This is a genomic window from Roseofilum sp. KMC-1, from assembly GCF_057802075.1.
Window position 1 is genome coordinate 2,827,495 of record NZ_CM173605.1, and the last position, 25,202, is coordinate 2,852,696.

The 25,202-nt window shown below is 47.4% G+C and carries 30 protein-coding genes; 18 read left to right on the forward strand and 12 right to left on the reverse strand.

The genetic code is table 11. The features are described from left to right. Positions 1-47: 47 nt before the first annotated feature. Positions 48-902, reverse strand: coding sequence for a dihydropteroate synthase (folP, locus tag AC3FZD_RS13240; RefSeq protein ID WP_488736485.1), 855 nt, complete (start codon positions 900-902; stop codon positions 48-50). An 80-nt stretch (positions 903-982) separates the two neighbouring features. Then, complete coding sequence (gene tpiA, locus AC3FZD_RS13245) at positions 983-1,717, reverse strand: triose-phosphate isomerase (RefSeq protein ID WP_488736486.1); 735 nt, start codon at positions 1,715-1,717, stop codon at positions 983-985. A gap of 151 nt (positions 1,718-1,868) precedes the next feature. Here tpiA and grxC point away from each other — a divergent pair, with 151 nt between their 5' ends. From grxC to AC3FZD_RS13260, 3 genes are all read left to right on the forward strand, one after another. Further along, on the forward strand, positions 1,869-2,126 hold the full coding sequence (grxC, locus tag AC3FZD_RS13250; protein ID WP_488736487.1) for a glutaredoxin 3: 258 nt from the start codon (positions 1,869-1,871) through the stop codon (positions 2,124-2,126). Positions 2,127-2,834: 708 nt separating this feature from the next. Beyond that, positions 2,835-4,370, forward strand: a complete 1,536-nt coding sequence (locus tag AC3FZD_RS13255) for a calcium-binding protein (protein WP_488736488.1) — start codon at positions 2,835-2,837, stop codon at positions 4,368-4,370. 82 nt (positions 4,371-4,452) lie between these two features. Then, complete coding sequence (locus tag AC3FZD_RS13260; RefSeq protein ID WP_488736489.1) at positions 4,453-5,076, forward strand: class I SAM-dependent methyltransferase; 624 nt, start codon at positions 4,453-4,455, stop codon at positions 5,074-5,076. Positions 5,077-5,296: 220 nt separating this feature from the next. Here AC3FZD_RS13260 and AC3FZD_RS13265 read toward each other — a convergent pair whose 3' ends face one another. Next, positions 5,297-5,590, reverse strand: coding sequence for a type II toxin-antitoxin system RelE/ParE family toxin (locus tag AC3FZD_RS13265; RefSeq protein WP_488736490.1), 294 nt, complete (start codon positions 5,588-5,590; stop codon positions 5,297-5,299). After that, on the reverse strand, positions 5,587-5,871 hold the full coding sequence (locus AC3FZD_RS13270; protein WP_488736491.1) for an addiction module protein: 285 nt from the start codon (positions 5,869-5,871) through the stop codon (positions 5,587-5,589). The genes AC3FZD_RS13265 and AC3FZD_RS13270 overlap by 4 nt, the downstream gene beginning before the upstream one ends. Positions 5,872-6,458: 587 nt before the next feature. Between AC3FZD_RS13270 and AC3FZD_RS13275 the strand changes: the two genes are divergently transcribed. After that, complete coding sequence (locus AC3FZD_RS13275; RefSeq protein ID WP_488736492.1) at positions 6,459-6,581, forward strand: hypothetical protein; 123 nt, start codon at positions 6,459-6,461, stop codon at positions 6,579-6,581. 32 nt (positions 6,582-6,613) lie between these two features. Beyond that, positions 6,614-7,267, forward strand: a complete 654-nt coding sequence (locus AC3FZD_RS13280; RefSeq protein WP_488736493.1) for a Uma2 family endonuclease — start codon at positions 6,614-6,616, stop codon at positions 7,265-7,267. A 329-nt stretch (positions 7,268-7,596) separates the two neighbouring features. Here AC3FZD_RS13280 and AC3FZD_RS13285 read toward each other — a convergent pair whose 3' ends face one another. Beyond that, positions 7,597-7,857: a DUF4926 domain-containing protein gene (locus tag AC3FZD_RS13285; RefSeq protein ID WP_488736494.1), complete on the reverse strand. Its 261-nt coding sequence runs from the start codon at positions 7,855-7,857 to the stop codon at positions 7,597-7,599. After that, complete coding sequence (locus AC3FZD_RS13290) at positions 7,854-8,189, reverse strand: DUF6883 domain-containing protein (RefSeq protein ID WP_488740341.1); 336 nt, start codon at positions 8,187-8,189, stop codon at positions 7,854-7,856. Before AC3FZD_RS13290 ends, AC3FZD_RS13285 begins: the two co-directional genes overlap by 4 nt. Before the next feature lie 197 nt (positions 8,190-8,386). Here AC3FZD_RS13290 and AC3FZD_RS13295 point away from each other — a divergent pair, with 197 nt between their 5' ends. From AC3FZD_RS13295 to AC3FZD_RS13335, 9 genes are all read left to right on the forward strand, one after another. Continuing rightward, positions 8,387-8,611 carry a type II toxin-antitoxin system HicB family antitoxin gene (locus AC3FZD_RS13295; protein ID WP_488736495.1) on the forward strand — a complete coding sequence of 75 codons (225 nt, stop codon included), beginning with the start codon at positions 8,387-8,389 and terminating at the stop codon, positions 8,609-8,611. Positions 8,612-8,818: 207 nt separating this feature from the next. Beyond that, entirely contained in the window at positions 8,819-9,859 is a 1,041-nt protein-coding gene (lpxD, locus tag AC3FZD_RS13300) for a UDP-3-O-(3-hydroxymyristoyl)glucosamine N-acyltransferase (protein ID WP_488736496.1), read from the forward strand. 16 nt (positions 9,860-9,875) lie between these two features. Then, positions 9,876-10,346: a hypothetical protein gene (locus AC3FZD_RS13305; RefSeq protein WP_488736497.1), complete on the forward strand. Its 471-nt coding sequence runs from the start codon at positions 9,876-9,878 to the stop codon at positions 10,344-10,346. A gap of 99 nt (positions 10,347-10,445) precedes the next feature. After that, positions 10,446-11,375, forward strand: coding sequence for a glycosyltransferase family 2 protein (locus AC3FZD_RS13310; protein ID WP_488736498.1), 930 nt, complete (start codon positions 10,446-10,448; stop codon positions 11,373-11,375). Positions 11,376-11,510: 135 nt separating this feature from the next. After that, a complete protein-coding gene (locus tag AC3FZD_RS13315) occupies positions 11,511-12,464 on the forward strand; it encodes a glycosyltransferase family 2 protein (RefSeq protein ID WP_488736499.1) in 954 nt (317 codons plus the stop codon). After that, positions 12,439-13,053 carry a hormogonium polysaccharide biosynthesis acetyltransferase HpsU gene (gene hpsU, locus AC3FZD_RS13320; protein WP_488736500.1) on the forward strand — a complete coding sequence of 205 codons (615 nt, stop codon included), beginning with the start codon at positions 12,439-12,441 and terminating at the stop codon, positions 13,051-13,053. Before AC3FZD_RS13315 ends, hpsU begins: the two co-directional genes overlap by 26 nt. Positions 13,054-13,217: 164 nt before the next feature. Continuing rightward, complete coding sequence (locus AC3FZD_RS13325) at positions 13,218-14,267, forward strand: fatty acid desaturase (protein ID WP_488736501.1); 1,050 nt, start codon at positions 13,218-13,220, stop codon at positions 14,265-14,267. Positions 14,268-14,402: 135 nt separating this feature from the next. After that, complete coding sequence (locus tag AC3FZD_RS13330) at positions 14,403-15,458, forward strand: fatty acid desaturase (RefSeq protein WP_488736502.1); 1,056 nt, start codon at positions 14,403-14,405, stop codon at positions 15,456-15,458. A gap of 77 nt (positions 15,459-15,535) precedes the next feature. Next, on the forward strand, positions 15,536-16,378 hold the full coding sequence (locus tag AC3FZD_RS13335) for an acyl-CoA desaturase (RefSeq protein ID WP_488736503.1): 843 nt from the start codon (positions 15,536-15,538) through the stop codon (positions 16,376-16,378). A gap of 9 nt (positions 16,379-16,387) precedes the next feature. On the opposite strand, the gene AC3FZD_RS13340 is transcribed toward AC3FZD_RS13335, so the two are convergent. After that, positions 16,388-16,687 carry a (2Fe-2S) ferredoxin domain-containing protein gene (locus AC3FZD_RS13340; protein ID WP_488736504.1) on the reverse strand — a complete coding sequence of 100 codons (300 nt, stop codon included), beginning with the start codon at positions 16,685-16,687 and terminating at the stop codon, positions 16,388-16,390. 95 nt (positions 16,688-16,782) lie between these two features. On the opposite strand from AC3FZD_RS13340, the gene AC3FZD_RS13345 reads away from it, so the two are divergent. Then, on the forward strand, positions 16,783-17,244 hold the full coding sequence (locus AC3FZD_RS13345) for a DUF29 domain-containing protein (protein ID WP_488736505.1): 462 nt from the start codon (positions 16,783-16,785) through the stop codon (positions 17,242-17,244). Between the two features lie 141 nt (positions 17,245-17,385). Here the strand turns inward: AC3FZD_RS13345 and AC3FZD_RS13350 are convergent, their stop codons facing one another. Next, on the reverse strand, positions 17,386-18,360 hold the full coding sequence (locus tag AC3FZD_RS13350; protein WP_488736506.1) for a cysteine synthase A: 975 nt from the start codon (positions 18,358-18,360) through the stop codon (positions 17,386-17,388). A 124-nt stretch (positions 18,361-18,484) separates the two neighbouring features. On the opposite strand from AC3FZD_RS13350, the gene AC3FZD_RS13355 reads away from it, so the two are divergent. The 3 genes from AC3FZD_RS13355 (at position 18,485) to AC3FZD_RS13365 (ending at position 21,454) form a co-directional block, all read left to right on the forward strand. Then, a complete protein-coding gene (locus AC3FZD_RS13355) occupies positions 18,485-18,796 on the forward strand; it encodes a hypothetical protein (RefSeq protein ID WP_488736507.1) in 312 nt (103 codons plus the stop codon). Positions 18,797-18,851: 55 nt separating this feature from the next. Beyond that, positions 18,852-20,903 (forward strand): DICT sensory domain-containing protein, encoded by a 2,052-nt coding sequence (locus AC3FZD_RS13360; protein ID WP_488736508.1) that lies wholly within the window; start codon positions 18,852-18,854, stop codon positions 20,901-20,903. A gap of 125 nt (positions 20,904-21,028) precedes the next feature. After that, on the forward strand, positions 21,029-21,454 hold the full coding sequence (locus AC3FZD_RS13365) for a photosystem I reaction center subunit II PsaD (RefSeq protein ID WP_488736509.1): 426 nt from the start codon (positions 21,029-21,031) through the stop codon (positions 21,452-21,454). Between the two features lie 131 nt (positions 21,455-21,585). Here AC3FZD_RS13365 and AC3FZD_RS13370 read toward each other — a convergent pair whose 3' ends face one another. From AC3FZD_RS13370 to folE, 4 genes are all read right to left on the reverse strand, one after another. After that, positions 21,586-23,181 (reverse strand): serine/threonine-protein kinase, encoded by a 1,596-nt coding sequence (locus tag AC3FZD_RS13370; RefSeq protein WP_488736510.1) that lies wholly within the window; start codon positions 23,179-23,181, stop codon positions 21,586-21,588. A gap of 383 nt (positions 23,182-23,564) precedes the next feature. Continuing rightward, entirely contained in the window at positions 23,565-23,717 is a 153-nt protein-coding gene (locus AC3FZD_RS13375; protein WP_488736511.1) for a hypothetical protein, read from the reverse strand. Between the two features lie 17 nt (positions 23,718-23,734). Beyond that, positions 23,735-24,361, reverse strand: coding sequence for a Uma2 family endonuclease (locus AC3FZD_RS13380; protein ID WP_488736512.1), 627 nt, complete (start codon positions 24,359-24,361; stop codon positions 23,735-23,737). 162 nt (positions 24,362-24,523) lie between these two features. Further along, the gene (gene folE / locus AC3FZD_RS13385; protein WP_488740342.1) at positions 24,524-25,177 is read right to left on the reverse strand and encodes a GTP cyclohydrolase I FolE; all 654 of its coding nucleotides are present in this window, start codon (positions 25,175-25,177) and stop codon (positions 24,524-24,526) included. Between the last annotated feature and the right edge of the window lie 25 nt (positions 25,178-25,202).

Below are 25,202 nucleotides of genomic sequence, written 5' to 3' on the forward strand. Positions count from 1 at the left end.
TCCCATAAAGTGAAAATCGTAATCCTGAAAATAGGGAAGGTATCGGTTCAATCCTCCTTCACCCCTCGGTAAATCCCATCGGCCACCCGACATACCTCTACCATCTGCGGCACATCGTGGACTCTCACTACATCTGCCCCCCCAGAAATGGCTGCACAACAGGCGGCGGCTGTGCCCCAAACCCGTTGTTTGGGGTCGGGCTGGTTTAAAATATGACCGATAAAACTTTTGCGCGATGGGCCAATTAATACCGGATAACCCAATGCTCGCAACCGGGGAATCTGGCGCAGAATTTCTAAATTTTGGTCGGTGGTTTTGGCAAAGCCGATGCCTGGATCGATGATGATCTGGTTAATTCCTGCCTTTAGAGCTTTCTGGATTTTTGCCTCTAAAACCCGCAAAATCTCGCCCATTAAGTCCTCATACTGGGTCAACTGTTGCATGGTTTCCGGATTTCCCCGCATATGCATTAAAATAATTGGCACTCCCAGTTGAGCCACGGTTGCCAACATTTGCTCGTCAAAGTCTCCCCCAGAAATATCATTGACCCAATCTGCACCAGCCTCTACTGCTGCCTGGGCTACTTCGGAGCGGGTCGTATCAATGGAGACTGGAATATTACTATAGGGTTCGGGTAATTCTCGGATGTTTTGAATGACTGGAATCACCCGGTTTAACTCCTCATCCAGGGAAATTTGGGGGCTACCGGGGCGAGTGGACTGGCCGCCAATATCGACCACATCCACCCCATAATCTACCAAATATTGAGCGTGGGCGATCGCCGTTTCTAAACCCTGAAACTCCCCCCCATCGCTAAAACTATCTGGCGTGACATTCAGCACCCCCATTACATGGGTTCGCATCCCCCAATTAAAGGAGCGTCCCCGCACCATCCAACCCATATCCTATCCCTATAAAAATCTAAGAACTGTAGGGGCTTTCTGGCTATTGCCCCTACCGCCTATTTCTTGTTACCTATTCCCTAGGGCGAAGCGTTATAATTGACGATCCGGGCAAATCCTGGTGCATCCAGACTCGCACCACCGACAAGAACCCCATCAATTTCCGGTTGAGCCATAATCTCATCAATATTTTCCGGTTTAACTGAACCTCCGTATTGAATGGGTACATCTTGATTCGAGAGCTGGGAACGAATTAAACCAATCACCCGGTTGGCTTCCTGAGAATCGCAAGTTTTGCCGGTTCCAATGGCCCAAATCGGCTCATAGGCAATCACCATTTGACTTTGATCGATGCCGACTAAATCTCGATCCAACTGGGAGCGAATATGAGATTCGGTGTCCCCATTGACTCGCTGTTGCTCTGTTTCTCCCACACAGAGAATGGGGATTAACCCATGTTTTTGTGCCGCTTTCAGACGTAAATTAACGGTTTGATCCGTTTCGCCAAAATACTCCCGGCGCTCGCTGTGGCCGATGACCACATACTGTACGCCGATTTCTGTCAGCATGGGTGCAGAAATTTCACCGGTATAAGCGCCCTGGTCTTCCCAGTGAACATTTTGCGCCCCCAGATGCACAGGAGTACCCTTTAATTTTTCTGCTAGAATCCCTAAATCGGTAAAGGGAACGCACAAAACGACGGTGCGTTCTGCGGGGGTTTGTTCCAGTTGAGAGAGAAATGCTTGCACAAAATCTAGGCTCTCGGCCTGGGTTTTGTACATTTTCCAGTTACCTGCTAAAACTATCTTTCGCACTGATGATGTAATCCTCAGACTAAAGCAATATTCATAAGCTCAAAGGAGCATAGTACCTTTTTTTGAGGGACTCCTGCAATCATTCCTGGGGCGATCGCCAATTTTGTATAGAATTGTAAAGGAATTGGATTATGGGAGAACCACAACGATTATGGCAAAAGTTGAAATTTACACTTGGAGAACCTGTCCCTTTTGTCTGCGAGCCAAAGCGCTATTAGATCGTAAAGGCGTTGACTATATTGAGTATTGTATTGATGGAGACGAAGAGGCAAGGGATGAAATGGTAGAACGTACAGGCGGCCCGCGATCGGTTCCTCAGATTTTTGTGGACGATCAATATATTGGTGACTGTAGCGGCATTTATTCCCTGGATGCTCAGGGCAAGCTCGACCCCATTTTAGCTGTATAGAGGATCTGGTCTGGGCGTTTCATTTCCCTTCGGCAGATGAAACGCCCCTAGAGATTGTCTATCCACTCCCCCACTCCCCCACTCCCCCACTCCCCTATTCCCCCACTCCCCCATCTCCCCACTCCCCCACTCCCCCATCCCCCCACTCCCCCACTCCCCCACTCCCCCACCCCCCCATTCCCCCATCTCCCCAGTTTCCGGAATCTACAACCCCCACCTGTAGATAAACACAGGACATGAAAACCTAAACCACCGATTAAATTTCCAAAATTTTCCGATGTGGGTAGACACATTTTCAAAATCTGGTGGTATCATTGTCTCTGTCACCTGCCGTTAGAGTATTTGGGTAATATTCCCATTCCTCTAACTCTGAGCCATTAGGCTATACTGTGACCTGTACCCTAGAGCAAATCTCCTGGAATGATGCCCAATTGGCAAATTTTCGGTTATCATGCTCAAGGACAGCTAAATTAAAATGTGTCTCTGCACAAGAATAAAAGTACATCTAACAACGTTGTGGAGTGAACGATGAGCGGATTTACACCAAGAATAACTACAACTACCCCTCAAATTCGTGAGTGGTTTGGAACTAACGGTGATGATAGAGGACTTCCTAATAATCAAACGGGTCTTCTGACGACGCAGGATATTGCTTATGGCTACAAAGGAAATGATACCATTGATGTCGGTTTCTCTGCTGTTTCCCAAGTGTTCGGTGGTCAAGGCAATGACAGTCTGATTGGTAGCCCCGTCTTTCTTTCCATCACCAACCTGTTTGGTGACGACGGTGACGACACCATCATCATGAAAGGTGGAACCGCTGCCTTTGGAAGTGGAAACAAAGGAAACGACGTTCTCATTGGTTCAGATGGGTCAAGCATTGACAGCCTTTTTGGAGGTCAAGATAATGACGTAATCCGAGGTTATAGTGGCAGTGATTTCCTCTCTGGAGACGCAGGCGCGGATATCATCTGGGGGGATGAATCCCTATCTGGTGATACAGGTAATGCCGACATGATCCTTGGCGGTACTGGCAGCGATAGTATGGTAGGCGGTGGCGGTAATGATACCATCTATGGTGGTCAAGATAATGACTATCTAGAAGTAGACGCTTCCCTCGTTCGTAGCGGTACTCCGCCAGTTGACCGTTTCCCTGCTGGTGATGCTGGGGTGGTTTCAGGGAATGATAGAGTCTTCGGCGACCTTGGAAATGACACCATTGGCCGGTTGGGTGCTACTGGTGGAGCAACTGGAACTGACTGGTATGACGGTGGTGAAGGAAATGATAGTATCCAAGGGGGAAATAACCAGACTCTTCCTAATGTCAACGTTGCGGGTGATACCCTAATCGGGGGTAATGGGAATGATACCATTCGTGGTGGTACTACCAATTCCGGTTCAGACTCCATTGTTGGAGGAGCTGGTAACGATAGTATTTCTGGTGGTAGTGAAGCTGGTGGACAGACACTTGCATTTATCATTACTAACGGTGTTTTAGGGGGTGATACTATCCTTGGTGGAGATGGTGATGACAACATCCAAGGTGAAGGGGGTAATGACAGCATCGAAGGTGGTATTGGTAACGACTTCATCGATGGTGGTAATGATGCTGACTGGCTGTTAGGTGGTGACCAGATCGACACTATCCTAGGTGGTGCTGGCGATGATAGCATCGTTGGTGGTAACGACGCTGACATCCTTGAAGGCGGTGCAGGTAGTGATACCTTAACTGGGTTTAACGGGACTGATAACAATGATGGGACAGACCGCTTTGTGTACAACCTCAGTGGGATTTTAGGAAGTCAGGCAGGTAGTTATAGTATTACTGCGGCTGGTACAGTAACGGTTCCTGCTGCTCCTGCTGCTGCTGGGACTACGGTCTACAACAACGTTCCAGGCGCAGTAGCTCAAACTGCGGCAGACTACATCACCCGATTTGATGTTAACCAAGACGTTATCCAAATTAGCAGCCTGACTAACGTAACTGTGACAACTACGACAGGAACTACCGCTTTAGCGTTTGGGGGTAGACCAGTGAATATTGGAACTACAGGAGGCGTTCTTAATCCCGCTTCTGCTACAGTTGGTTCCACCAACATTGCTGCCAGTCCTGGTAATGCTGCTGATTCCCTAATTTACATTGAACGGGATGGGTTAGCTGGGTATGATGCAGCAGATGACATTGCCCTAGTTACCCTGATTAATACTGCTGCTACCACTTTAGGCATTGCCAACTTCGTATAACTCCCTAAAATAACCCCCTCCAAAAACCACGATCGCAGGTATAATACCTAAGATCGTGGTTTTTCCATTCCAGGGAAACAGAATGCAAACCCCCCAACCCCTCCATATTGACCTCAAAACCCTCAACTACGACTTCGCCGGAGTCTACTTCTGGGAACAAGTCACCGGCTTCTTCTCCATTGCCGAAGCCTTCGCCCTCCAATGCCTCGTCAAACAACTGCCCCCCAACTCCACCGTCGTCGAACTCGGAGCTTTCCAAGGGCGCAGCAGCATCGCCATCGCCTCCATCCTTCCCCCCGGCTCCATCCTGCACAGCATCGACAACTTTCAGGGAGCGCTCCTAGCCCCCGGTGAAGCCCGCCCCCCCATGGCAGAAGTCATCCGCCGCAATAAAGAAGCCTTCCTCCACAACGTCACCGCCTTCGGAGTCAACGACAAAATTCAACTCCATGTCATGGACACCACCGCCGCCGCATCCCTCTTTGCCGACGCATCCCTAGACCTCATCTTCATCGATGCGGGGCACAAATACGACGACGTGAAAGCCGACATCACCCACTACTACCCGAAACTCAAACCCGGCAGCTACATGCTCTTCGACGACTACGAGGAAAAATGGCCCGGTGTGATGCAAGCGGTGCAAAACTGCTCCCTTGCGGGGGAACTTATCGCCCCCTCCCTCTGGTGTCACCGGAAGGGCAATTAAAAATGAACAATGAACAATGAACAATGAGAAACCGTAGGGCATTGCCCACCTTATCCAAGACTTTGCCCTATAGAGTTCCCTTAAAGTCGATTTTCCCAGTAATGGGGTTTGCGTTGCCAGTGCATCAGTGCCACAATTAAGAGTTTTTCTTCCTCTTGAATTTGATACAGCACTTTGCGCGGTAATGAGGTACAGCCGAAAAAGATCCCCCCAACCCCCCTTAAAAAGGGGGGAATAAGAAAGTCCCCCTTTTTAAGGGGGATTTAGGGGGATCAAAATGTACCCCATAGCAGCGAAAACTGCTGTAAATAATGCTATAGGGAAAACGATTCATACGGCAACACCGTGTATTTGCCGATAACAAAGACCAGGCTTCAGGAAACTGTTTAATACGCTCTAAAGTGCGATCCAATTCATCTAAAAAAGCATCACCCAAGTCAGGATTAATTTGGTCGTAGTAGTCAATAGTATCATTTAACTCTTGTTGAGCAGCAGGGTGAAAATCATAAGTCATTTTTGATGTCTTTCCCGCAACTGCTGCATAACTTCTGACCCAGAAATCGGTGTCACTCCACCTTCTTGAATCTCTAACACTCGTTTTTCTGCTTCTTCTGCCCAAGCTGCATTGATTTGATTTTGTTCCACTGGATCGAGACTGTTTAATAGATGTTCTGCTAACATCACTCGTAAATGGGGAGACAAGTTGATAGCAGCGCTCAAAACATCATCGTAAGTTGCATTAACCATAGCAATTGCCCGATCGGATACGGTATTTTTTATGATAACATTTAGCATTCAGTAGTATCAAGCAGCTTATTAACCTAAAAGCCCAAATCAACCCCGACACTCCCCAACTCAAACCCCGCAGCCCCATGCTCTTCGACGACACCGAAGAAAAATGGCCCCGTATCATGCAAGTGGTGCAAAACAGCTCCCTTGCGGGGGAACTTATCGCCTCCTCCCTCTGGTGTCACCGGAAGGGCAATTAAAAATTAAAAATTAAAAATTAAAAATTAAAAATTTTCATGTCGGCGACAGGGGGTGGGGGCGGGTTTACCAGATTGATTTGTAGGTATCCAAGATTTGGGTAAAACCCGCCCCTACAATATTTTTAATTTTTAATTGATATAATCAATTATCCGCTTAACTCCAGAAGAAAGAGTCAATAATTGGTTAAATTTTCTTCAATCTCTTCCCGCCCATCCTAGAAGTTTGCCAGAAGAAGCTCTTCATCGAGATAGTATGTATGATTAATCTAACCAATGAACTTACAGCGCTTCGCGCGGTAATGAGGTACAGCCGAAAAAGATCCCCCCAACCCCCCTTAAAAAGGGGGGAAATCAGAAAGTCCCCCTTTTTAAGGGGGATTTAGGGGGATCAAAATGTACCCCATAGCAGCGAAAACTGCTGTAGCTCTAGCTCAATCACAAGAAGCCCATTTTTGGACAGCAGATCGACGCTTGGCTGATGCTGCCAAGAATTGTGGAGCCTCCTGGGTACAGTAGTTTAACGGACTTGATATCAAAGGAAGAAAAGGATGACTGCTCAAATCGTAACCCATACCCCTTCCACCAACCCATTATCTACCCATATCACCATCCTTCCAGGTATTCATTGGGATACTTATCAGAACTTAGTGCGAGACTTAGAATCACAACCTGGACTGCGACTCACCTATAACCATGGAGTTTTGGAGATTTTAATGCCCCTCCCTCCCCACGAAACCTGCAAAAAATTACTCGGTCGCTTTGTGGAAGTAATGACGGAAGAAATGGGCATTGAAATTCGCTCTTTAGGCTCCACCACTTGGACAAGAAAAGACTTACAAAAAGGTCTAGAAGCAGATGAATGTTACTATATTCAGAATGAACTCGCTGTACGGGGTAAAGATACCATCGACTTAACTATTAATCCGCCCCCAGACTTAGCCATTGAAGTCGATAATACGAATAGTTCCATCAATCGGATGGAGATTTATGCAGCCCTAGGAGTGCCAGAAATATGGCGCTACGATATGGAGAGTTTAAGCATTTTTCATTGGGTTAATGGTGAATATCAACTCCGTGAAACATCCTCAGTCTTACCCCTCTTTAATACCCCTGTGCTGATGCAGTTTTTAGAGTTAAGCTTAACCCTAGGGGAAACCAGTTTAATTCGCCAGGTGCGACAATGGGTAAGCCAGCAGTTATAGCGCTTTGAGCTGATTACTTATCGATTGTAGTAAAATCAAAAAAACGACCTCAAAACGGTTAGCGCAACTGCGACAGTTATCTCGTTCTGAAATAACGGTTGCAAACTCGCCCAACCCTCGGTAGGTTTTGGGTGTTATGGGGGCGGGTTCACACCATCGATGGTGGGGTATCCGAGACTTGGGTAAAACCCGCCCCTACAGGGTTGTAGGGATGTTGTAGGGGCGGGTTCACACCAGGGATGGTGGGGTATCCTAGACTTGGGTAAAACCCGCCCCTACGGGGTTAATTGTTCATTGTTCATTGTTCATTGTTCATTGTTCATTGTTTATTAAGCCACAGTCAATTCATAATGTAGAGCCAAAATTTCATTTTCCTTTAAGGTAGCCATCGCATATTCGCAGCCTTGGCGATCGCAAAATTCAACCAAGTATTGAGTCTCTTCTGGGCGATTGTATACGGCAACAATCGTTCCCACTTGTCCCGTGGGTAAACTCGAAATCAATTCATATTCTGGCTCAATTAAGGTCAGTCTTTCTCTGGGAATTGATTTCAGAAGAGCTACTGAATCTAGAAGTTTGAATGGTTTCATGGTAATTTAAGAAAAGCAGAAATCAAACGAGGGTTAGGATGAGTTGATGCAATTTCCCAGATGGTGCGGAGTGTAATTTCTTCTGGATGGGGAATAACCCAATCGACCTTAAACTGCTCACCAAATGGCGTATTATCCTGTTGGACGACTTCACCTTCAAGCGCTGCTCTTTCAATCATCTCTCTTAAAATATCTACATTTTCGGCCGTAATTCCTAAAACCGAGGCAAAAACCTGTGCTTTATGCTTACCACTGGAATGGTCTGGATTCAAACAGTAGCCAATCAGCTTTTGCATTGATATTTCAGCATTTTCACCATTGGGCAATCTCATCATCAATATTGAGGTCGGGTTAGCAGGGGGATGGCTTTTTATGCTCACATCCATTATACCGTTAAAAATTTTCATGTCGGCGACAGGGGGTGGGGGCGGGTTCACACCATCGATGGTGGGGTATCCGAGAATTGGGTAAAACCCGCCCCTACGGGGTTAATTGTTCATTGTTAATTGTTCATTGATATAATCTATCCATGACCAACCAACCCCCCCAACCCCAAGACTATTACGTTCTCATCGAACGAGATGAAGACGGTTACTACATCGGCGAAGTCCCTCAACTCCAAGGATGCTACAGCCAAGGTGAAACCCTCGATGAACTGATGAGCAACATCAAAGAAGCCATCTCACTCTGTCTCGAAACCCAGGAATACCATCCATTAACAGAATTTGTCGGTATCCAAAAAGTAGTGGTTTAAGCCATAGCTAAACTACCCACAATTACCGGCGAGCAAGCTATGTAAGTTGCATTAACCATAGCAATTGCTCGATCGGATACGGTGTTTTTTATGATAGCATTGAGCATCCCGCACCCCTTTCTTCACTCCTTGGGGGCGGTTGACTAAAAGATAAGGGAGATACGGTAAACTGTGCAGAGATGCCTTTAGAGCTTGGTGATACCTTCAATGAAACTCAGTGAAATTGTGGAAAAGTTGGGTCAGGTGGCTGGAGAAAACTCTCTACCGGATCTCGATCCAGAAATTATGGGTGTGGCTCCAATCGATCAAGGGACACCCCAGAGTCTGAGTTTTATTGAGGGTGCGAAGTTTGCCAGTCAGATTCATACCACAGAGGCGATCGCCCTTATTATTCCCCCCAGTTTAACCGAAACGGCTACAGAGCGGGGCATTGCCTGGATCGCGACTAGGGAACCGCGCTTGTTATTTGCCCAAGCGATTAACCTCTTTTATCAACCTTTTACCCCCCAACCTCAGATTCACCCCACTGCTGTGATTGCTGAGGATGTGGAGTGGGGAGAAGGAGTCTATATTGGCCCCCATGTGGCGATCGCCTCCGGAGTTAAAATTGGCGATGGAGTCTGCATTCATGCCAATGTAGTCATTTATCCCCAAGTGGAAATCGGCGATCGCACCATTCTCCATGGCAACTGTACCATTCACGAACGATCAAAAATTGGTAAAAATTGCGTCATTCATAGCGGCGCAGTCATCGGAGCAGAAGGATTTGGCTTTGTTCCCACCCCGAAAGGATGGTTCAAAATGGAACAATCTGGCATCACCGTATTAGAAGACGGTGTAGAAGTCGGCTGTAATAGCGCCATTGACCGTCCAGCCGTCGGTGAAACCCGCATCGGTCGCGATACCAAAATCGATAACCTCGTCCAAATCGGCCATGGTTCCCAGATTGGCTCCAATTGTGCGATCGCCGGTCAAGCTGGCATGGCAGGCGGCACAAAAGTCGGTAATAATGTCCTTCTGGCTGGACAAGTGGGAGTTGCCAATAACACCATCATTGGCGATAATGTAATCGCATCCGCTAAAGCAGGAGTCCATGGAACCATTCCCCCTGGCTCCATCGTTTCCGGCAACCCAGCCGTCAATCATCCCATTTACCTCAAAGCATCTGCCATTTACAAGCGTCTACCCGATTTATATCAGTCCTTAAAACAGTTGCAACAGCGACTGAATAATCTAGAATCGCGCTAACTCTGCACCTATTCAGATGCGTCCCACTGAACAGCCCCATTTCCCCAAACACAAACCCCCGCGCTTAAGTCGCCATCAAAACCAACACTATCCCGATCTAGCCATTGACTTGCTTCATGATATTGAGGCGATCGCTCGCCAATGGCAAGATGAGTTAGACCAGATCCACGATCAAATTACCCAACTCTATCACCAGGGGCCAATCGTTGAAGGATGGCTCGAATCTACCCCCAACTTAACTCCTAACCTTACTCCTGCCAGCCCTCGCACCACCTATCGACTCTGTAGACTCAACGAAAATGGAGAAGTTTGGAGTCGTCCCTGTCTACCCGAAGAAATCGCCTCCATTAGTCTAGCCCTTCATCGCTATCAGCAACTGCGACAGTTTCTGAACCAAAAGCATATCCTAGAAGAGCGTCTATCCCAGTTAGCCCAATCTTTAAACAGCCTGCATAGTCAGTTAGGGGATAGGGGGATGGGGGGATAGGGAGATGGGGGGATGGGGTGGTTGGACAAAATTGGAAAATTGAGTAAAACAGAGATGGCATCTATCAATCCCAGACAGTCCCCATTCCCCCATTCCCCCATGAGCGCCCAAATCTCAGCCATTATCTGTACCCACAACCGCGATCAATATCTCGGTGGAGCGATAGAAAGCTTACTCAACCAAGATCACCCCGATTTTGAAGTCATTGTCGTTGATAATGCATCGAGCGATCGCACCCAAGAAGTCATCGAATCCTTACAACCCCATCCTCGCCTCAAGTCAGTATATGAACCCATCACCGGCTTATCCGTCGCTCGCAACACCGGAGCTAAAACCGCCAGTGGAGAAATTTTAGCCTATTTAGATGACGATGCGATCGCCACCCCCACCTGGTTAAGCATCCTCTCAAAAGCCTACACAGAAAACCCTAAACTCGCCATTGCTGGCGGTAAAGTCACCCTCATTTGGCCCCCCGATATCACCCCTCCCCCTTGGCTCTCCGACGGTTTAGCGGGCAATCTAGGAGCCTATGATTTAGGCGATAAACCCCTGTTCATCACCCAACCCAACCACACCCCCAGGGGCTTAAACTACTCCATCCGGCGCAGTTTCCTCGCAGACATTGGCGGCTTTGACCCCAACTTGGGACGAGTCGGCAAAAAATTACTCTCCAATGAAGAACTGGTGATGACCGAATTAGCCCTACAATCCGGATGGCAAGTCAGCTATATTCCCCAAGCCTTAGTTGCCCATAACGTCGCGCCAGAGCGAGTTAACCGCTCTTGGTTTCTGCGCCGAGGCTGGTGGCAAGGGGTGAGTGAATGCTACCGCGAACAACTCTCCAACCGAGGCGGAATTCACCAGTTTTCGCGGGGAGGAGAGCGCCTCATTCGGGGACTCTATAAATCAGTCAAATACATCAGCGATCCGGCCCTCCGTTTTGATAACCTAGTCTATGCCTATGGTCAAATCGGTTATCTAATAACGGCGATCGAAGGATTACGGTCTAGCCAATCTCCATCAAAGTAAACTTATCTCTACTCCTTTGAACTTGGCCACAATACCAGAACTGCTATAACTAAAAGAGAAAAAGCAGATCCCCCAATCCAAACTTTGAGATCGATCTGATATCCTAAACGTTGCCCTTGTACCTCCAGTACCCTTATGACCTCTCAAGCTCCTAAAGTCCCGGTCTCGATTATTATCCCCGCAAAAGATGAAGAAGATAACATTGCCGCCTGCCTGGAGAGTTTGCAACCGGCTGATGAAATCTTCGTCGTCGATTCTCAAAGTGGCGATCGCACCGCAGAAATTGCTGAAAGCTTAGGGGCGACAGTTGTCCAATTTAAGTTTAATGGATCTTGGCCAAAAAAGAAAAATTGGTCTTTAGAAAACCTTCCCTTTCGCCATGAATGGATCTTAATTGTCGATTGCGACGAACGAATCACTCCCCCTCTATGGGAAGAAATAAAACAAGCCATCCAAGACCCCAATATGAATGGCTATTATCTCAATCGCCGCGTCATTTTTCTAGGCTCTTGGATTCGCCATGGAGGACGCTATCCCGATTGGAATTTACGCCTATTTAAACACCAAAAAGGACGCTACGAAAACCTGAACGTGGAAGATGTCAGAAATGCCGGAGATAACGAAGTTCACGAGCATGTGATCCTCGAAGGGAATGTCGGTTACCTCAAAGAAGACATGCTCCATGAAGACTTCCGCGATATCTATGCTTGGTTAGCTCGCCATAACCGCTATTCTAATTGGGAAGCCAGAGTTTATTACAATCTCATTGAAGGCATGGACGAAGGGAATACCATTGGCGCGAACTTATTTGGCGATGCAGTGCAGCGCAAACGCTGGCTAAAAAAAATCTGGGTGCGCCTCCCCTTGAAACCCACCATTCGCTTTATCTTGCATTATATTCTCCAACTGGGATTTTTAGATGGCCGAGCTGGATATATTTATGCCCGTCTCCTGAGTCAATATGAATACAACATTGGCGTAAAATTATTTGAACTGCGTCAATTTGGAGGTCATATTAATCCCAAAAAAGCGTCAGTTTCTGGATCTCAATCTTCCCCTACCCATGTCAACACCTCCCTTAAGTCCTGAATCCTCCCCATCCTATAGCTTAGACTCTCCTGCCTGGATCGATTTACGCCAGTATGACCAGTCCAATTTCGATCGCGGTCGTCCCACTTGGGTGATTATTCTTTGGTGGTTTGTACAAGCCGTTACTTTCCCCTTAACCCTCCATAATTGGCATCGTATTCGGATCGGGCTATTGCGGTGGTTTGGGGCTAAAATTGGTCGAGGAGTGGTCATTCGACCCACAGCTCGCTTTACCTATCCCTGGAAAGTCACCATTGGCGATTACAGTTGGATTGGTGATGATGTGGTGTTCTATAGCTTAGACCAGATTCAAATTGGCCAACACTGTGTAGTCTCCCAGAAAACCTATCTTTGTACGGGTTCCCATGATGTGAAAAACCCCTGTTTTCCCCTAGTTACTGCCCCAATTCGGATTGGCAATGGGGTATGGATAGCGACGGATTGTTTTGTCTCTCCAGGGGTGGAAATTGGAGCCAATACTGTTGTTGGGGCCCGTAGCAGTGTGTTTAGCTCCTTACCCGAAGCCTACATTTGTTGGGGTACGCCCGCTAAGGCCCATACCCCCCGCTCTCCTTTGCCGAAACAATAAAGGTTTTCTTGCTCAAAAAATAGGTATTTATACGGTTGAAATTATCCTCTTTTTATGGATAGAAAATCCCTTGGTTGTGGATAAAAATTCCCTTTTCTAAAATTCATGAAAATTGCGTAAGTAGGGGATATAATGATGCAATTGTTGACTGAGGAACATTTAGCATGGAAACAGCGATCGCCAATCCCTCGGCGGAGCTTATATCAACGGGAAGACCCCAACTCGATCGAAATTTGCGCTTAAAAGATGTTTTAAAAACTTTACCCAAAGATGTTTTTGTCAAAGACCAATTCAAAGCGTGGTTTGGGTTTCTCTCCAATGTCGTCCTCGTCAGTTTAGGATGGTGGGGAATCGCGATCGCTCCCTGGTACTTACTTCCCCTACTCTGGCTCTTTACAGGAACCTGTTTTTTTGGCTTATTTGTGATTGCCCATGACTGCGGTCATCGTTCCTTTGCCAATAAAAAATGGGTGAATAATCTCATCGGTCATATTGCCCTAACCCCCTGCATTTATCCCTTTCATCCCTGGCGGATTCAACACAACATTCATCATAAACATACCAATCATATTGACCGCGATAACACCTGGAATCCATTCTATATGGAACAGTATGAAGCCCTCAACGGCTTTGAAAAAATCGTTTATCGTTCCCTCCATGGAAAATTCTGGTGGTTAGGTTCTATTGTCCATTGGGGACAACTCCACTTTCAATGGTGGACAATTAAGCCAGGAAAAGAACGGGAACAATTCCGATTTTCAGCCCTATTAGTAATAACACAAATAGCGATCGGCTTTCCCCTCCTGATTGCCACCACCGGATGGTGGGGCTGGTTTTCCCTCTGGTTGATGCCTTGGCTAGTCTTCCACTTCTGGCTCAGTACCGTTACCCTTCTACACCACACTTTACCCGATCTCAGATTTGAACCCGACGGTAAATGGCATGAAGTCACCGCTCAACTCGTCGGTAGCGTCGATTGCAAATATCCTTGGTGGTTTGAATGGATTTGCCATGACATCAACGTTCATGTTCCCCATCATTTAACCACCGCCATTCCCTGGTATAACCTCCGTAAGGCCCATGCCAGCCTTGAAGAAAATTGGGGAGAATATATCACTCGCAAGCGCTTTTCCTTCCGCCTACTCTGGCAAATTACCGATGTTTGCCACTTGTATGACGAAGAAAAAGGCTATCGCACCTTCTCCGAATCCTAGCGATACAGCCCTTTGCTTGCTTAATGAAGTACAAGGGAACTCGATCTCCCCAACAGTAAAAGTCCCCCTTTTAAGGGGGATTTAGGGGGATCACCTCCACCCCCAATCGAGAACAATACAACAGGAAAATTTAGCATGACAACAGCGATCGCTCAATCGTCTGCACGGCCACAAACAGACGAAAAGCTCCGACTCGATCCCAAGATCCGCCTCAGAGATATCCTCAACACCCTTCCTAGGGAAGTATTTATAAAACATCCCCTCAAAGCCTGGACAGGCGTAATCACTAACCTCATCCTCGTCAGCTTAGGATGGTGGGCAACCGCTCACGCCCCCTGGTATTTACTCCCTCTCCTCTGGCTCTTCACCGGTAGCGCCTTCACCGGCCTCTTTGTCCTCGCTCACGACTGCGGACATCGCTCTTTCTCCAATCGCATATGGATCAATAACCTCGTCGGCCATCTTCTGCTCATTCCCTGCATTTATCCCTTCCATAGCTGGCGGATTCAACATGATATCCATCATAAATACACCAACTGCCTAGAAATTGATAACGCTTGGAAAGCCTATTCCCGCGAAGAATACGACAGCTTCCATCCCATCGAAAAAGGGGCCTATCGCGCCCTGCGCGGTAAATTTTGGTGGTTAGCCTCCGCCGTCCATTGGGCAAAACTCCACTTTCAATGGTGGACATTTTCAGGTAAAGAGCGGGAACAAGTCCGATTTTCCGTCCTCTTTGTCATCGCTCAAATGGCGATCGGATTTCCCCTACTGATTGCCACCACCGGCTGGTGGGGATTCGTCAACTACTGGTTCATGCCTTGGCTCGTCTTCCATTTCTGGATGAGTACCATCACCCTCCTGCACCATACCAAACCCAATATTCCCTTCAAACCCCAATCTCAATGGAATGAAGCCGAAGCCCAACTCATGGGAACCGCCCATTGTCAATATCCCCGATGGTTTGAATGGATGGCCCATGACATTAATGTTCATGTTCCCCATCATATCTCTACAGCGATTCCCTGGTACAATCTCCGTCAGGCTCATACCAGTCTTGAACAAAATTGGGGAGAATACATGACCACTAATGAATTTTCCCTCTCTTCCCTCTGGGAAATCACCAGCGTTTGTCATTTATACGATGAGGACACATGCTATCAACCCTTTACCCAGAAAGGGCAATCCTAGTTCAGTCAGGGCGGGTTCTCCGATCTTAGCCCCTCTGGTATTCATCCCCTAAATCCCTTTATCTTAGGTAATCTTTGATGATCAAAGCCATCCCTTCTGAAACAACCGTTCCTGAAACCGAAGCCTCTCCCCGTTTAAACTGGATTATCATCACGGTGATGATTGCCATGCATATCGGGGCCGTTTTAGCCTTCTTCCCCCCATTTTTTAGTTGGTCTGCTGTGGCCGTTTTTCTAGTCTTGCACATGATTACCGGCTCAGGAGTGGAAATTGGCTGGCATCGTTTAGCCAGTCACCGTAGCTTTACTTGTCCCAAATGGGTTGAATATTTTTTTGTCTTCTGTGGAACCTTTAGTGGTTTATCTAGCCCCATTGATTGGGCGGGAACCCATCGCATCCATCATGCCTATTCCGATAAGGAGGGTGATTATCATAATATTAATAAAGGATTCTGGTGGAGCCATTTTATCTGGATTCTCTACCATAAGCCTGACTTAGATGAGAAAATTGCTAAAGTCACCAAAGATATTAAAGACGATCCCTTCTATCTATTCTGCGATCGCTATCTCCTCGTTTTGCACTTCGGTTTAGCCGCCATCCTCTTTGCCCTCGGAGGCTTACCTTGGGTAATGTGGGGAAGCATCGTCCGCGTCGTTCTCCTTTGGCATGGTGCTTGGGGTGTCAACAGTTTCGCCCACGCCTTCGGCTATCGCAACTATGACACCGATGATAAATCCACCAACCTTTGGTGGTTAGTCCCCTTGACCTATGGACAAGGTTGGCACAACAACCATCATGCCTTTCCCTACTCTGCTCGTTGTGGCTTAAAATGGTGGGAAATCGATCCCAGTTGGGGAGTCATTAGCCTGTTGCATCGCGTTGGCTTAATTACCAAAGTTCGGCTTCCCAATCAACCCTAGTCTGCCTAACTAACCTTTACAGGGATGGAACTTCTGATATAACATCCCTTTAACCGGTTTTCCCCCCAGCAAATGTCGCTCCACTACCGCAGGCACTTCCTGGGGAGAAACCCGACAATACCAAACCTCTTCCGGTAAAACCAGCACCATCGGCCCATTGCCACATTGTCCCAAACAATGAACTGCTACTACTTCCACCCCATCCACATGATGCAGCTCAAACGCCTCAAATACCCGATCTGCTCCTAACTTACGACAACTTTGGTATTGGCACACCCGCACTTGTTGGGTTGCTTGGGTTTCACTCATTTTTCACCAGCCTTTTTGAGAACATGATAGAAGAGGAATAACAGCGATCGCTATTATTGCCGATACAATCAAGAAACCGATAGAGGCAATGAGTTATGGAACCTCAAGTTAAACCTCAACCGACGTTATTATATGACGCAGACTACCAACTTTGGTTGAATGATACCGTTGCTCAATTGAAGGCACGGAATTTCAGCAATCTTGACTTAGAAAATTTAATTGAGGAGATTGAAAGCTTGGGGAGAAGTGACAAGCGGGCAATATCGAGCTATCTGCTGCGACTCTGTGAGCATCTTCTCAAGCTCAAATACTGGGAATCTGAACGAGAACTCTGTTTCAGAGGTTGGATCTTAGAAATTAACAATTTCCGTTCAGAAATTGAGTTGATTCTCCAAGATAGCCCTAGCCTCAAGCCTTGTTTAAGCGAAGCTTTTTTAGCTTCCTATCAAAAAGCTAGAAAAAATATGTTGAAAGTGATAGATACACCCGGTGACTTCATTCCCCAAGAGCCTGATTTTACTCTGGAACAAACCCTAGATGAAGACTGGCTCCCCTAGCAACCCGAATAGTTGGCAACGACTTTAGTCGTGACTATAGCTAGTCTAAATGAGTTGTGCAACACTTCTGGCCCTCTCCCTTTCATGTCCGCTTGCGGAAAATCCCTCTCCCACGGGAGAGGGATATAGAGAAAGGCTATATTAATCCGGTAGCAAATTCTTCGAGGCTAACCACTCCCGATTATACAGTTTGGACTGATAGCGAGCGCCCCCATCACATAAGACCGTAACAATCGTATGTCCCGGCCCCATTTGTTTGGCCAAAGCAACAGCAGCCCCCACATTAATACCGACAGAACCGCCCATAAATAAACCATCCCGGCGCAATAACTGATAGATGACTCGGATACATTCAACATCATCCACCTGAATCGCATCATCAATGGGTACGCCTTCCATGTTTTTTGTAATCCGAGAATTACCAATTCCTTCAGTAATTGAACTGCCTTCTGGCTTAATTTCTCCGGTTTTCACATAGGAATATAAACCACTCCCCATAGGATCAGCCACCACCACCTGAATATTCGGGTTTTTCTCCTTCAAGTATAGAGCCACCCCCGCATAGGTTCCCCCTGTTCCAGTGGCAGCCACCCAACCGTCAATTTTACCGTCGGTCTGTTGCCAAAGTTCTGGCCCTGTGGTTTCATAATGGGCCAGGCGATTGGCTAAATTATCAAATTGATTGGCCCAAATGGCATTATCGAGTTCAGCCGCCACTCGCCCCGATAATTTTACATAATTATTGGGGTCTCGATAGGGTACAGCCGGAACCGTTTGTACCTCTGCACCTAGGGTTCTCAGAGCCTCAATTTTTTCCTGGGATTGGGTTTCGGGGATAATGATTTTACAGCGATAGCCTTTGGCATTACAGATATGGGCTAAACCAATGCCGGTATTACCGGCCGTTCCTTCCACTACTGTACCACCGGGTTTGAGGAGTCCTTGTTTTTCCGCATCTTCAATCATATACAGGGCGGCTCGGTCTTTGACGGAACCCCCTGGATTGAGGAATTCTGCTTTACCGAGAATTTCGCACCCAGTTTCTTCACAAAAGCTGTTTAATCGAATTAGGGGCGTATTGCCCACTGTGGCTATAAATCCTGCTTTGATATCCATCCGTTTGCTTACCGAACTTTCACCTATTCTACTTTTATCCTATAGGCTACTCTGCACGGATTAATTCAGTCTCCTACGATAAAGGATCGTAAAATTGCCCATCATAGACTTCAAGGATACTGTTATGCTGACACTTATCGATCTCTTATTTCTCCTTCGGGAAGCGATACAACCATTCCTTGTGCCGATTTGCTTGATCAGTGCTTGGGCTTTCATTGCTGGAGTAGCTTGGACATTAGGGCGAGCCATGGGAGATACTCTAGCCCAGGCCAAACAAATGCACCAGATTCCTTGTGCCTACTGTCAATTTTTTACCAATGACCATCGGCTTAAATGTACGGTACATCCTCACTATGCTAATTCTGAACGGGCGATCGATTGCCGGGACTATAAACCGCATCAAAGGGCCCAGGAAGTCGATAGAATAAAAACTTAGACGAACTAAACTTAAGTTAAGTGTGGAGTTGTCCTGACTGGGCGAAGCAGCGTTAATGAGTAATTACACTTCCGTGTTGGCAGACCTTTTAAAAAGGTTACCCCAACTGCGATCGCAAATCTATTTTAAGCCGTCTTTGACAGCCCTTTCCCATGCCATGGAAGACCAGGTACTTGCTGGAGAGGATCAGCCCCTAGTGATTGCTAATTTCCAGCGAGAACGGTTTTATCGCCAAGAGTCTCATCGCTATCGCCGCATTGCCCAAAAAACCGATCAGGTTTATATTCTGGCGGCTCCAGAAACGGAATTTAAGAGCGCTTCCCAAGAGTATGAAACGGTTGCTTTTGATGTTCAGGATGAACTCAAGCATGAATGGCATTTGGTGATTATTGGTCAGCAATATGCTACTTGTCTGATTTGTCGAGAACGAGATCCATCCGGGATCGGGTTGCCGGAAACTCCCTTGATGACCATGGATCAAGCCCGGCGCTTTGAGGGGATTTGGACGTTCGATCGCCAGGTGTGCGAACAAGCAGCCAAGGCTTTGCTCTCTCGAATTCTAGATTATCGTCCGGAATTAGCCCCTAAAGTAGAACAGGCCCGAAGGCGCATCACCCAAGGGCCTGTATGTCAAATCAGTCATGTCGATCCAGCCCCCTTTGCCGAACGTTTGGTGACCTATTTACAAGCGGGTCAATATAAACTGGTGAAAGCTTATACGGCGATCGCCAACCAAGAGAAAAAAGAACGCCTCGTCAATTCCATCACCGATGCCATTCGCCGTTCCCTCGATCGCGAAGAAATTTTTCAGATTGCCGCCAGAGAACTCGGCCAAGCCATGGAAAGCTGTCGCTGCCTGATTTATCCCTGTAAAGCCACCCAAAAACAGGTGACGATCGAATATGAGTATATGAACTCCCGTAAGCTCTCTTCCCTGAAAGGGAAAACTTGGCCCCTGACAGACCATCCCCTATTCTCCCAGGTGGTCGAGCAACATCATCGCGCTTACTTGAGCAACGTTAACCCGGATGTCCTTAATCATCCTACCCTGACCGCTCAAGTGACCCCCGCCAAAACCCATTCCTGGTTGATGGTTCCCGTACTCTACAAAGAGGAACTCTTAGGCATGATTGAAATTCACCACTGTGGGGATAGCTCCTATACTTGGGCATCGAATCAACTGGAACTGGTTCAGGCGATCGCCTCCCAAATTGGGGTCGCCCTGATCCAAGGGCAAGCCTACGCCAACCTCGAAGACCTCAATCAACAACTTGAAGCCCTTGACCGCACCACCCGCAACCTAATCGCTATTACCGGCCACGAACTCCGCACTCCCCTATCCACCATCCAAGTCTGTCTGGAAAGTTTAGCCAGCGAGCCAGATATGCCCCAAGATTTGCGCCAGGTGATGCTCAATACCGCCCTAGACGATGCCGAACGCCTACGAGAGCTAATCCAAGACTTCCTCACCCTTTCTCGCCTCGAAAGTGGCTCCGTAGACTGGAATCCCGAACCCCTACCTCTACAAGAATGTATTGACCTGGCGATCAGCAGTATTCGCAGCCATCAGCCCAATCAAGGGCTACCCCAGATTATTACCCATCTCCCGAAGAATCTCCCCCTGGTTCATGTGGATGGAGAATGGTTAGTGGAAGTTTTATCAAAGCTACTCGATAACGCCTGTAAATTCACCCCATCTCCAGGACAGGTCACCATTCAAGCCATCTCTAGTACCCAAAGCAAGCAGTTTGGAGCCTTCGTTCCTCCCCAGAAACGACCCCAGAATAACCAAGACATGATTTTGGTGACTGTTGAAGATAGCGGGCGCGGAATTGAACCTAACCGCCTAGAAACCGTCTTCGATCGCTTTTATCAAGAAGAAGGGGCCCTACGTCGCAGTACCGGTGGCACAGGTCTGGGTTTAGCCATTTGCCGTCAAATCGTCAGCAACTGGGGGGGACAAATTTGGGCCGAATCAGGGGGCAAGAACCAGGGGAGTCAATTCCGGTTTACCCTGCCCATTGTAGACAAATCTCTATCCCAAAGCTCATCTAGGGGCATGGGTACTTCAGGTTCCCGTCGTCGCTCTCCCACTTTTGGGCGATAAACGTTAAGACTTTTAGCCCATCAATTATGAACAACTGTAACAGTTCCTAACAAAATCTCTAGTCTACCCCCATCTCAGTGATAGGATGCCATAAAAATCTTGGTTTAGAGGAGAGAGCTTTAACCATGAGTGAGACACTGACCGGACAAGCGCCCCTATTTGGCGGCAGCACTGGTGGACTACTCACCAAAGCATCAGTAGAAGAAAAGTACGCCATTACTTGGACATCTCCCAAAGCTCAAGTCTTTGAGATGCCCACTGGCGGTGCAGCCACTATGCAAGAAGGTGAAAACCTTCTTTATCTGGCTCGCAAGGAACAATGCTTGGCCTTAGCCTATCGCCAACTGCGGCCCAAATTTAAGATCAATGATTATAAAATTTACCGGGTTTATCCCAGTGGTGAAGTTCAGTATCTTCATCCCGCAGATGGCGTGTTCCCTGAAAAAGTGAACGAAGGCCGGGAATTTTTTGGTAAAGTTGACCGCAATATCGGCAGCAATCCTGAGCCAGCCACCCTCAAATTTAGTGGCAAACAACCCTACGAGGTTTAAGTCCCTCAACTCATATTCCTTGAGTAAAACCGGCGAAAAGCTTCTCTAGAGGAGGTTTTTCAACGGTAAAACCCCAAAAAGGGCGATCGCAGCGATCGCCCTTTTTCCAGCTCATTTCTACCCCCTTGAGCCTACTTCCCGCGCCCCTTGGGTAAAATCGTCCGCCAATTGGTTCGCGCTCGCTTTAACTGTTGCTCCGTCACCTTCGCCCCCGTCAAATTCGCTCCACATAAATTCGCCCCATTCAAATTAGCGCTACTCAAATAGGCATAGCTCAAATCCGCGCCCCGCAGATCCGCCCCCTCCAGATTCGCATAATTAAAATAAGCCCGACTTAAATTAGCATCCCGCAAAATCGTCTGTTTCAAACGGGCCTTGGTAAAATCTGAGCGAAACAAATTCGCACGAGTAAAATTCGTCTTCACAAACTTACATTCTCGGAAATTCGCCTCTGGAAACACCATCTCCTGAAGATTAAGGGCACTCAAATCATGATCCACAAAATCCCTGCGGCCCTTAGCATAATAGGTGATCAACTCTTGCTCCTTCAAACGAGTGGGAATCTTTGGCTTAGTCCCCCCTGCACTCGTCCCTGGAGAAGAGTCCGAATTCGCTTGAGTTGAAATCGACGTATCAGAAAACCCCGTATTCCCAGCCCCTCGCAACTTCGATTGGCGAGAGCGAATCGACACCCCGAAACGAGACAGATGGCCACTTCCGCTTGAGCCAGAATTTCCCATATTCCGACCTCCTGTTGCCTTAGAATAGCTCTCGGTTGTCGGCTTCACCGGCCCCGTTAGCATTCCTTGGGCCAAACTATCCAAATAAGGCTCCAACTCTAACGCCTTCAAAATATCTTGGGCTGACTGGTAGCGGTGTTTAACCGACCCCTCCAGCATTTTCTTCAACACACGGGTTAAATGCTCGCTGATTTGTACCTGTCGTTCCCAGAGAATTTCTCCCGTTGCCGGATCGTAGCCCAAATCCTTCGGAGACTTACCCGTTAGCAAATAAATACAAGTCACTCCGACTGCATAAATATCACTGGCATAAACCGGTCTCAGAGCCATCTGTTCGGGGGGCGCATATCCTGGAGTCCCAATCGCAAAAGCCGTTAAAGCCGTTTGATCCGAACTATTCTCCACTGCCGTAGGATTCACCTGATCCTTAACCGCCCCAAAATCAATCAACACTAACTTCTTATCCTGATTGCGGCGAATCAAATTAGCTGGTTTAATATCCCGATGAATCACCTGATTAGAGTGGATATACTCGATTACAGGCAACAGCTCACTGAGAAACTGCTTAATTCCTGCCTCTGTAAATGGCCCTCCCCGCTTCACCTCCCGGCTTAAGGTCGCTCCGCTAATGTACTCCTGAACTAAATAAAATTCTTGTTCCGTCTCAAAATAATCGAGCAAACCGGGTAATTGGGGGTGATTGCCAATCTTGCCCAAGGTCTTCGCTTCTCGCCGAAACAGCTCTCTAGCCATTTGCAGCGTTTGAGGAGAGGTGGAAGCTGGGCGCAATTGTTTAATCACACAATAGGGATTCCCCGGAAGAGATATATTTTGAGCCAGAAAAGTCGCCCCAAATCCACCTTGTCCCAACATTTTAGAGATGTGATAACGCTCTCGAAGCAAGAGTTTCGAGCCACAAGCAGCACAAACTTGAGCATCGAGAGAATTTTCTGGATTTGGACAAACTGGGTTAACGCAGTAGCTCATTGAGGCCTTACTCGCTTCTTAAGTTTGACTGCCAGGATAGGACGATCCTAGATTGATTATGACTAAGTTAAGCATGTATTGGATCGTCATTATCGCTCTAATTGCTACCTTTATCTGGAAGTTGAGTGTAATTATACCAAGCGACTGGCAGAGCGATCCAATTATCAATCACAATCTAGGTATGACTTTTGAGTTATGCATCCCTACTTAATCATCATACCTTGTCTTTCAGGAACTTGACAGTTAACTGTATGGATCGCCTGGAATTTGGGACATGCAGGGCATAGCGCAAGAAAAAGGCTCTATACCCAACTTAACCCGAATGGTCGGAACCGACCCTTGTTGATCGCAGCAACCCGGATTTTGTGGGTGTCGATCGCATTCTATTGCTCATTACCAGGGCGTAACGCTGCAAATCGGCGTTCAAATTCAGCCAGGATGTGCTGCTGTTTGTCTAATGATAAGCGCCAGTGTTGAGGATATTTAGCGTGTCTTGGGCGATCGCCTGCCGTTTCATCTTCATCTCGATACCTCATTAAGGTCTGAAATCAATTCAGAGCGCTGTTTTGACCCAATTGCGAAACCGCTTGATTAATTCTAAATAATCTATCGTTTCGGCTTGTTGGAGAAATCTGGAAATGTCTGGGATGGGAATATTGGGGAAAAATTGACTGTTTGTGGAGGCAATATACTCTTCATTTTGTAATTGTTGGATAGTTAGAGTGCTGCCATCATAAATCCAAACTTCAGGGACTCCCAAAGAGGCATAAACCTGCAAGCGATCGCTCGAACTGCTGGTGATATCAATTTCAATGACCAGATCGGGGGGTGGATCTTCCGGTTTCAATCTTCGCCGGCCGCGAATGGCAGCAATATTGCGAATATAAAAACATTCATCAGGTTCTGCTCCGCTTAACTCTGGATGCTTGTATGTGGTCGATCCCAGAGGATAAATATTAATGTCTAATTCTTCTGCCAGAGTCTCGACAAAGCGCCCCATGACTGTTTTATGAAGTTCGTGTTCTGGTGAAGGAGCCAAGATTTCTAATTTTCCACGATAGTAGGTTAAGCGCAAACGGCGGTCTTGTAGTTCTTCAAGAAGATGCTCGTAGGTTTTCCAACTAATACCGGAAAGATGGATAATTTCAGGGGGGGGGGCTGTGGGTAAAGTGGCTGTCATCGCTCTTCCTCAGAACGCTCTGGATCGATTATAGGCGATCGCTCATTCATATCAAGTCCGGATACTTAACTCAAGGATCTGGGTTAGGTAGGCAGGGCATACTTGTTCAATTATGTCGCTTATCCCCTGCCCACCCTACGATCTGGCTAGATACAGTTATTCTCAAGAGTGAAATGAGGGACTGTGGCGAATCAAGCTCATAAACTCTTGGCGGGTTTTGGCATCTTCAGCAAAGATTCCCTGCATGGAACTGGTTACTGTCCAAGAACCGGGCTTTTGTACCCCCCGCATCACCATGCACATATGGGTGGCTTCGACAACGACAGCCACGCCTTTGGGTTGGAGCAAACCCTGTAGAGCATTGGCAATTTGTTGGGTGAGCCGTTCCTGAACTTGTAGACGACGGCCATACATTTCGCAAATGCGGGCAATTTTGGAAAGACCAATGACTTTACCGTTGGGAATGTAAGCGATGTGGGCACGTCCTAGGATGGGTAAAATGTGATGTTCGCAGGAACTAAAGAGATCGATATCCCTCACCAACACCATTTCATCGGTATCTTCATGAAATACAGCGCCGTTGAGCAATTCATCGAGGGATTGGTGATACCCAGAGGTGAGAAACTGGAGAGCTTTGACCACTCGTTTGGGAGTATCCACCAAGCCTTCGCGATCGGGATCTTCTCCTAATCCTAGTAACAAGGTTCGCACGGCTTGTTCCATCTCGGCTTGAGAAACTGGTGGCTGAGGTTGGGTAGCAATGGCAGCAATGCTTCGATCGAGAGAGCCGTTATGAGCAGGAATTTGGGCAGTCATAGAATTTAAGGTAAGTAAGGACAGT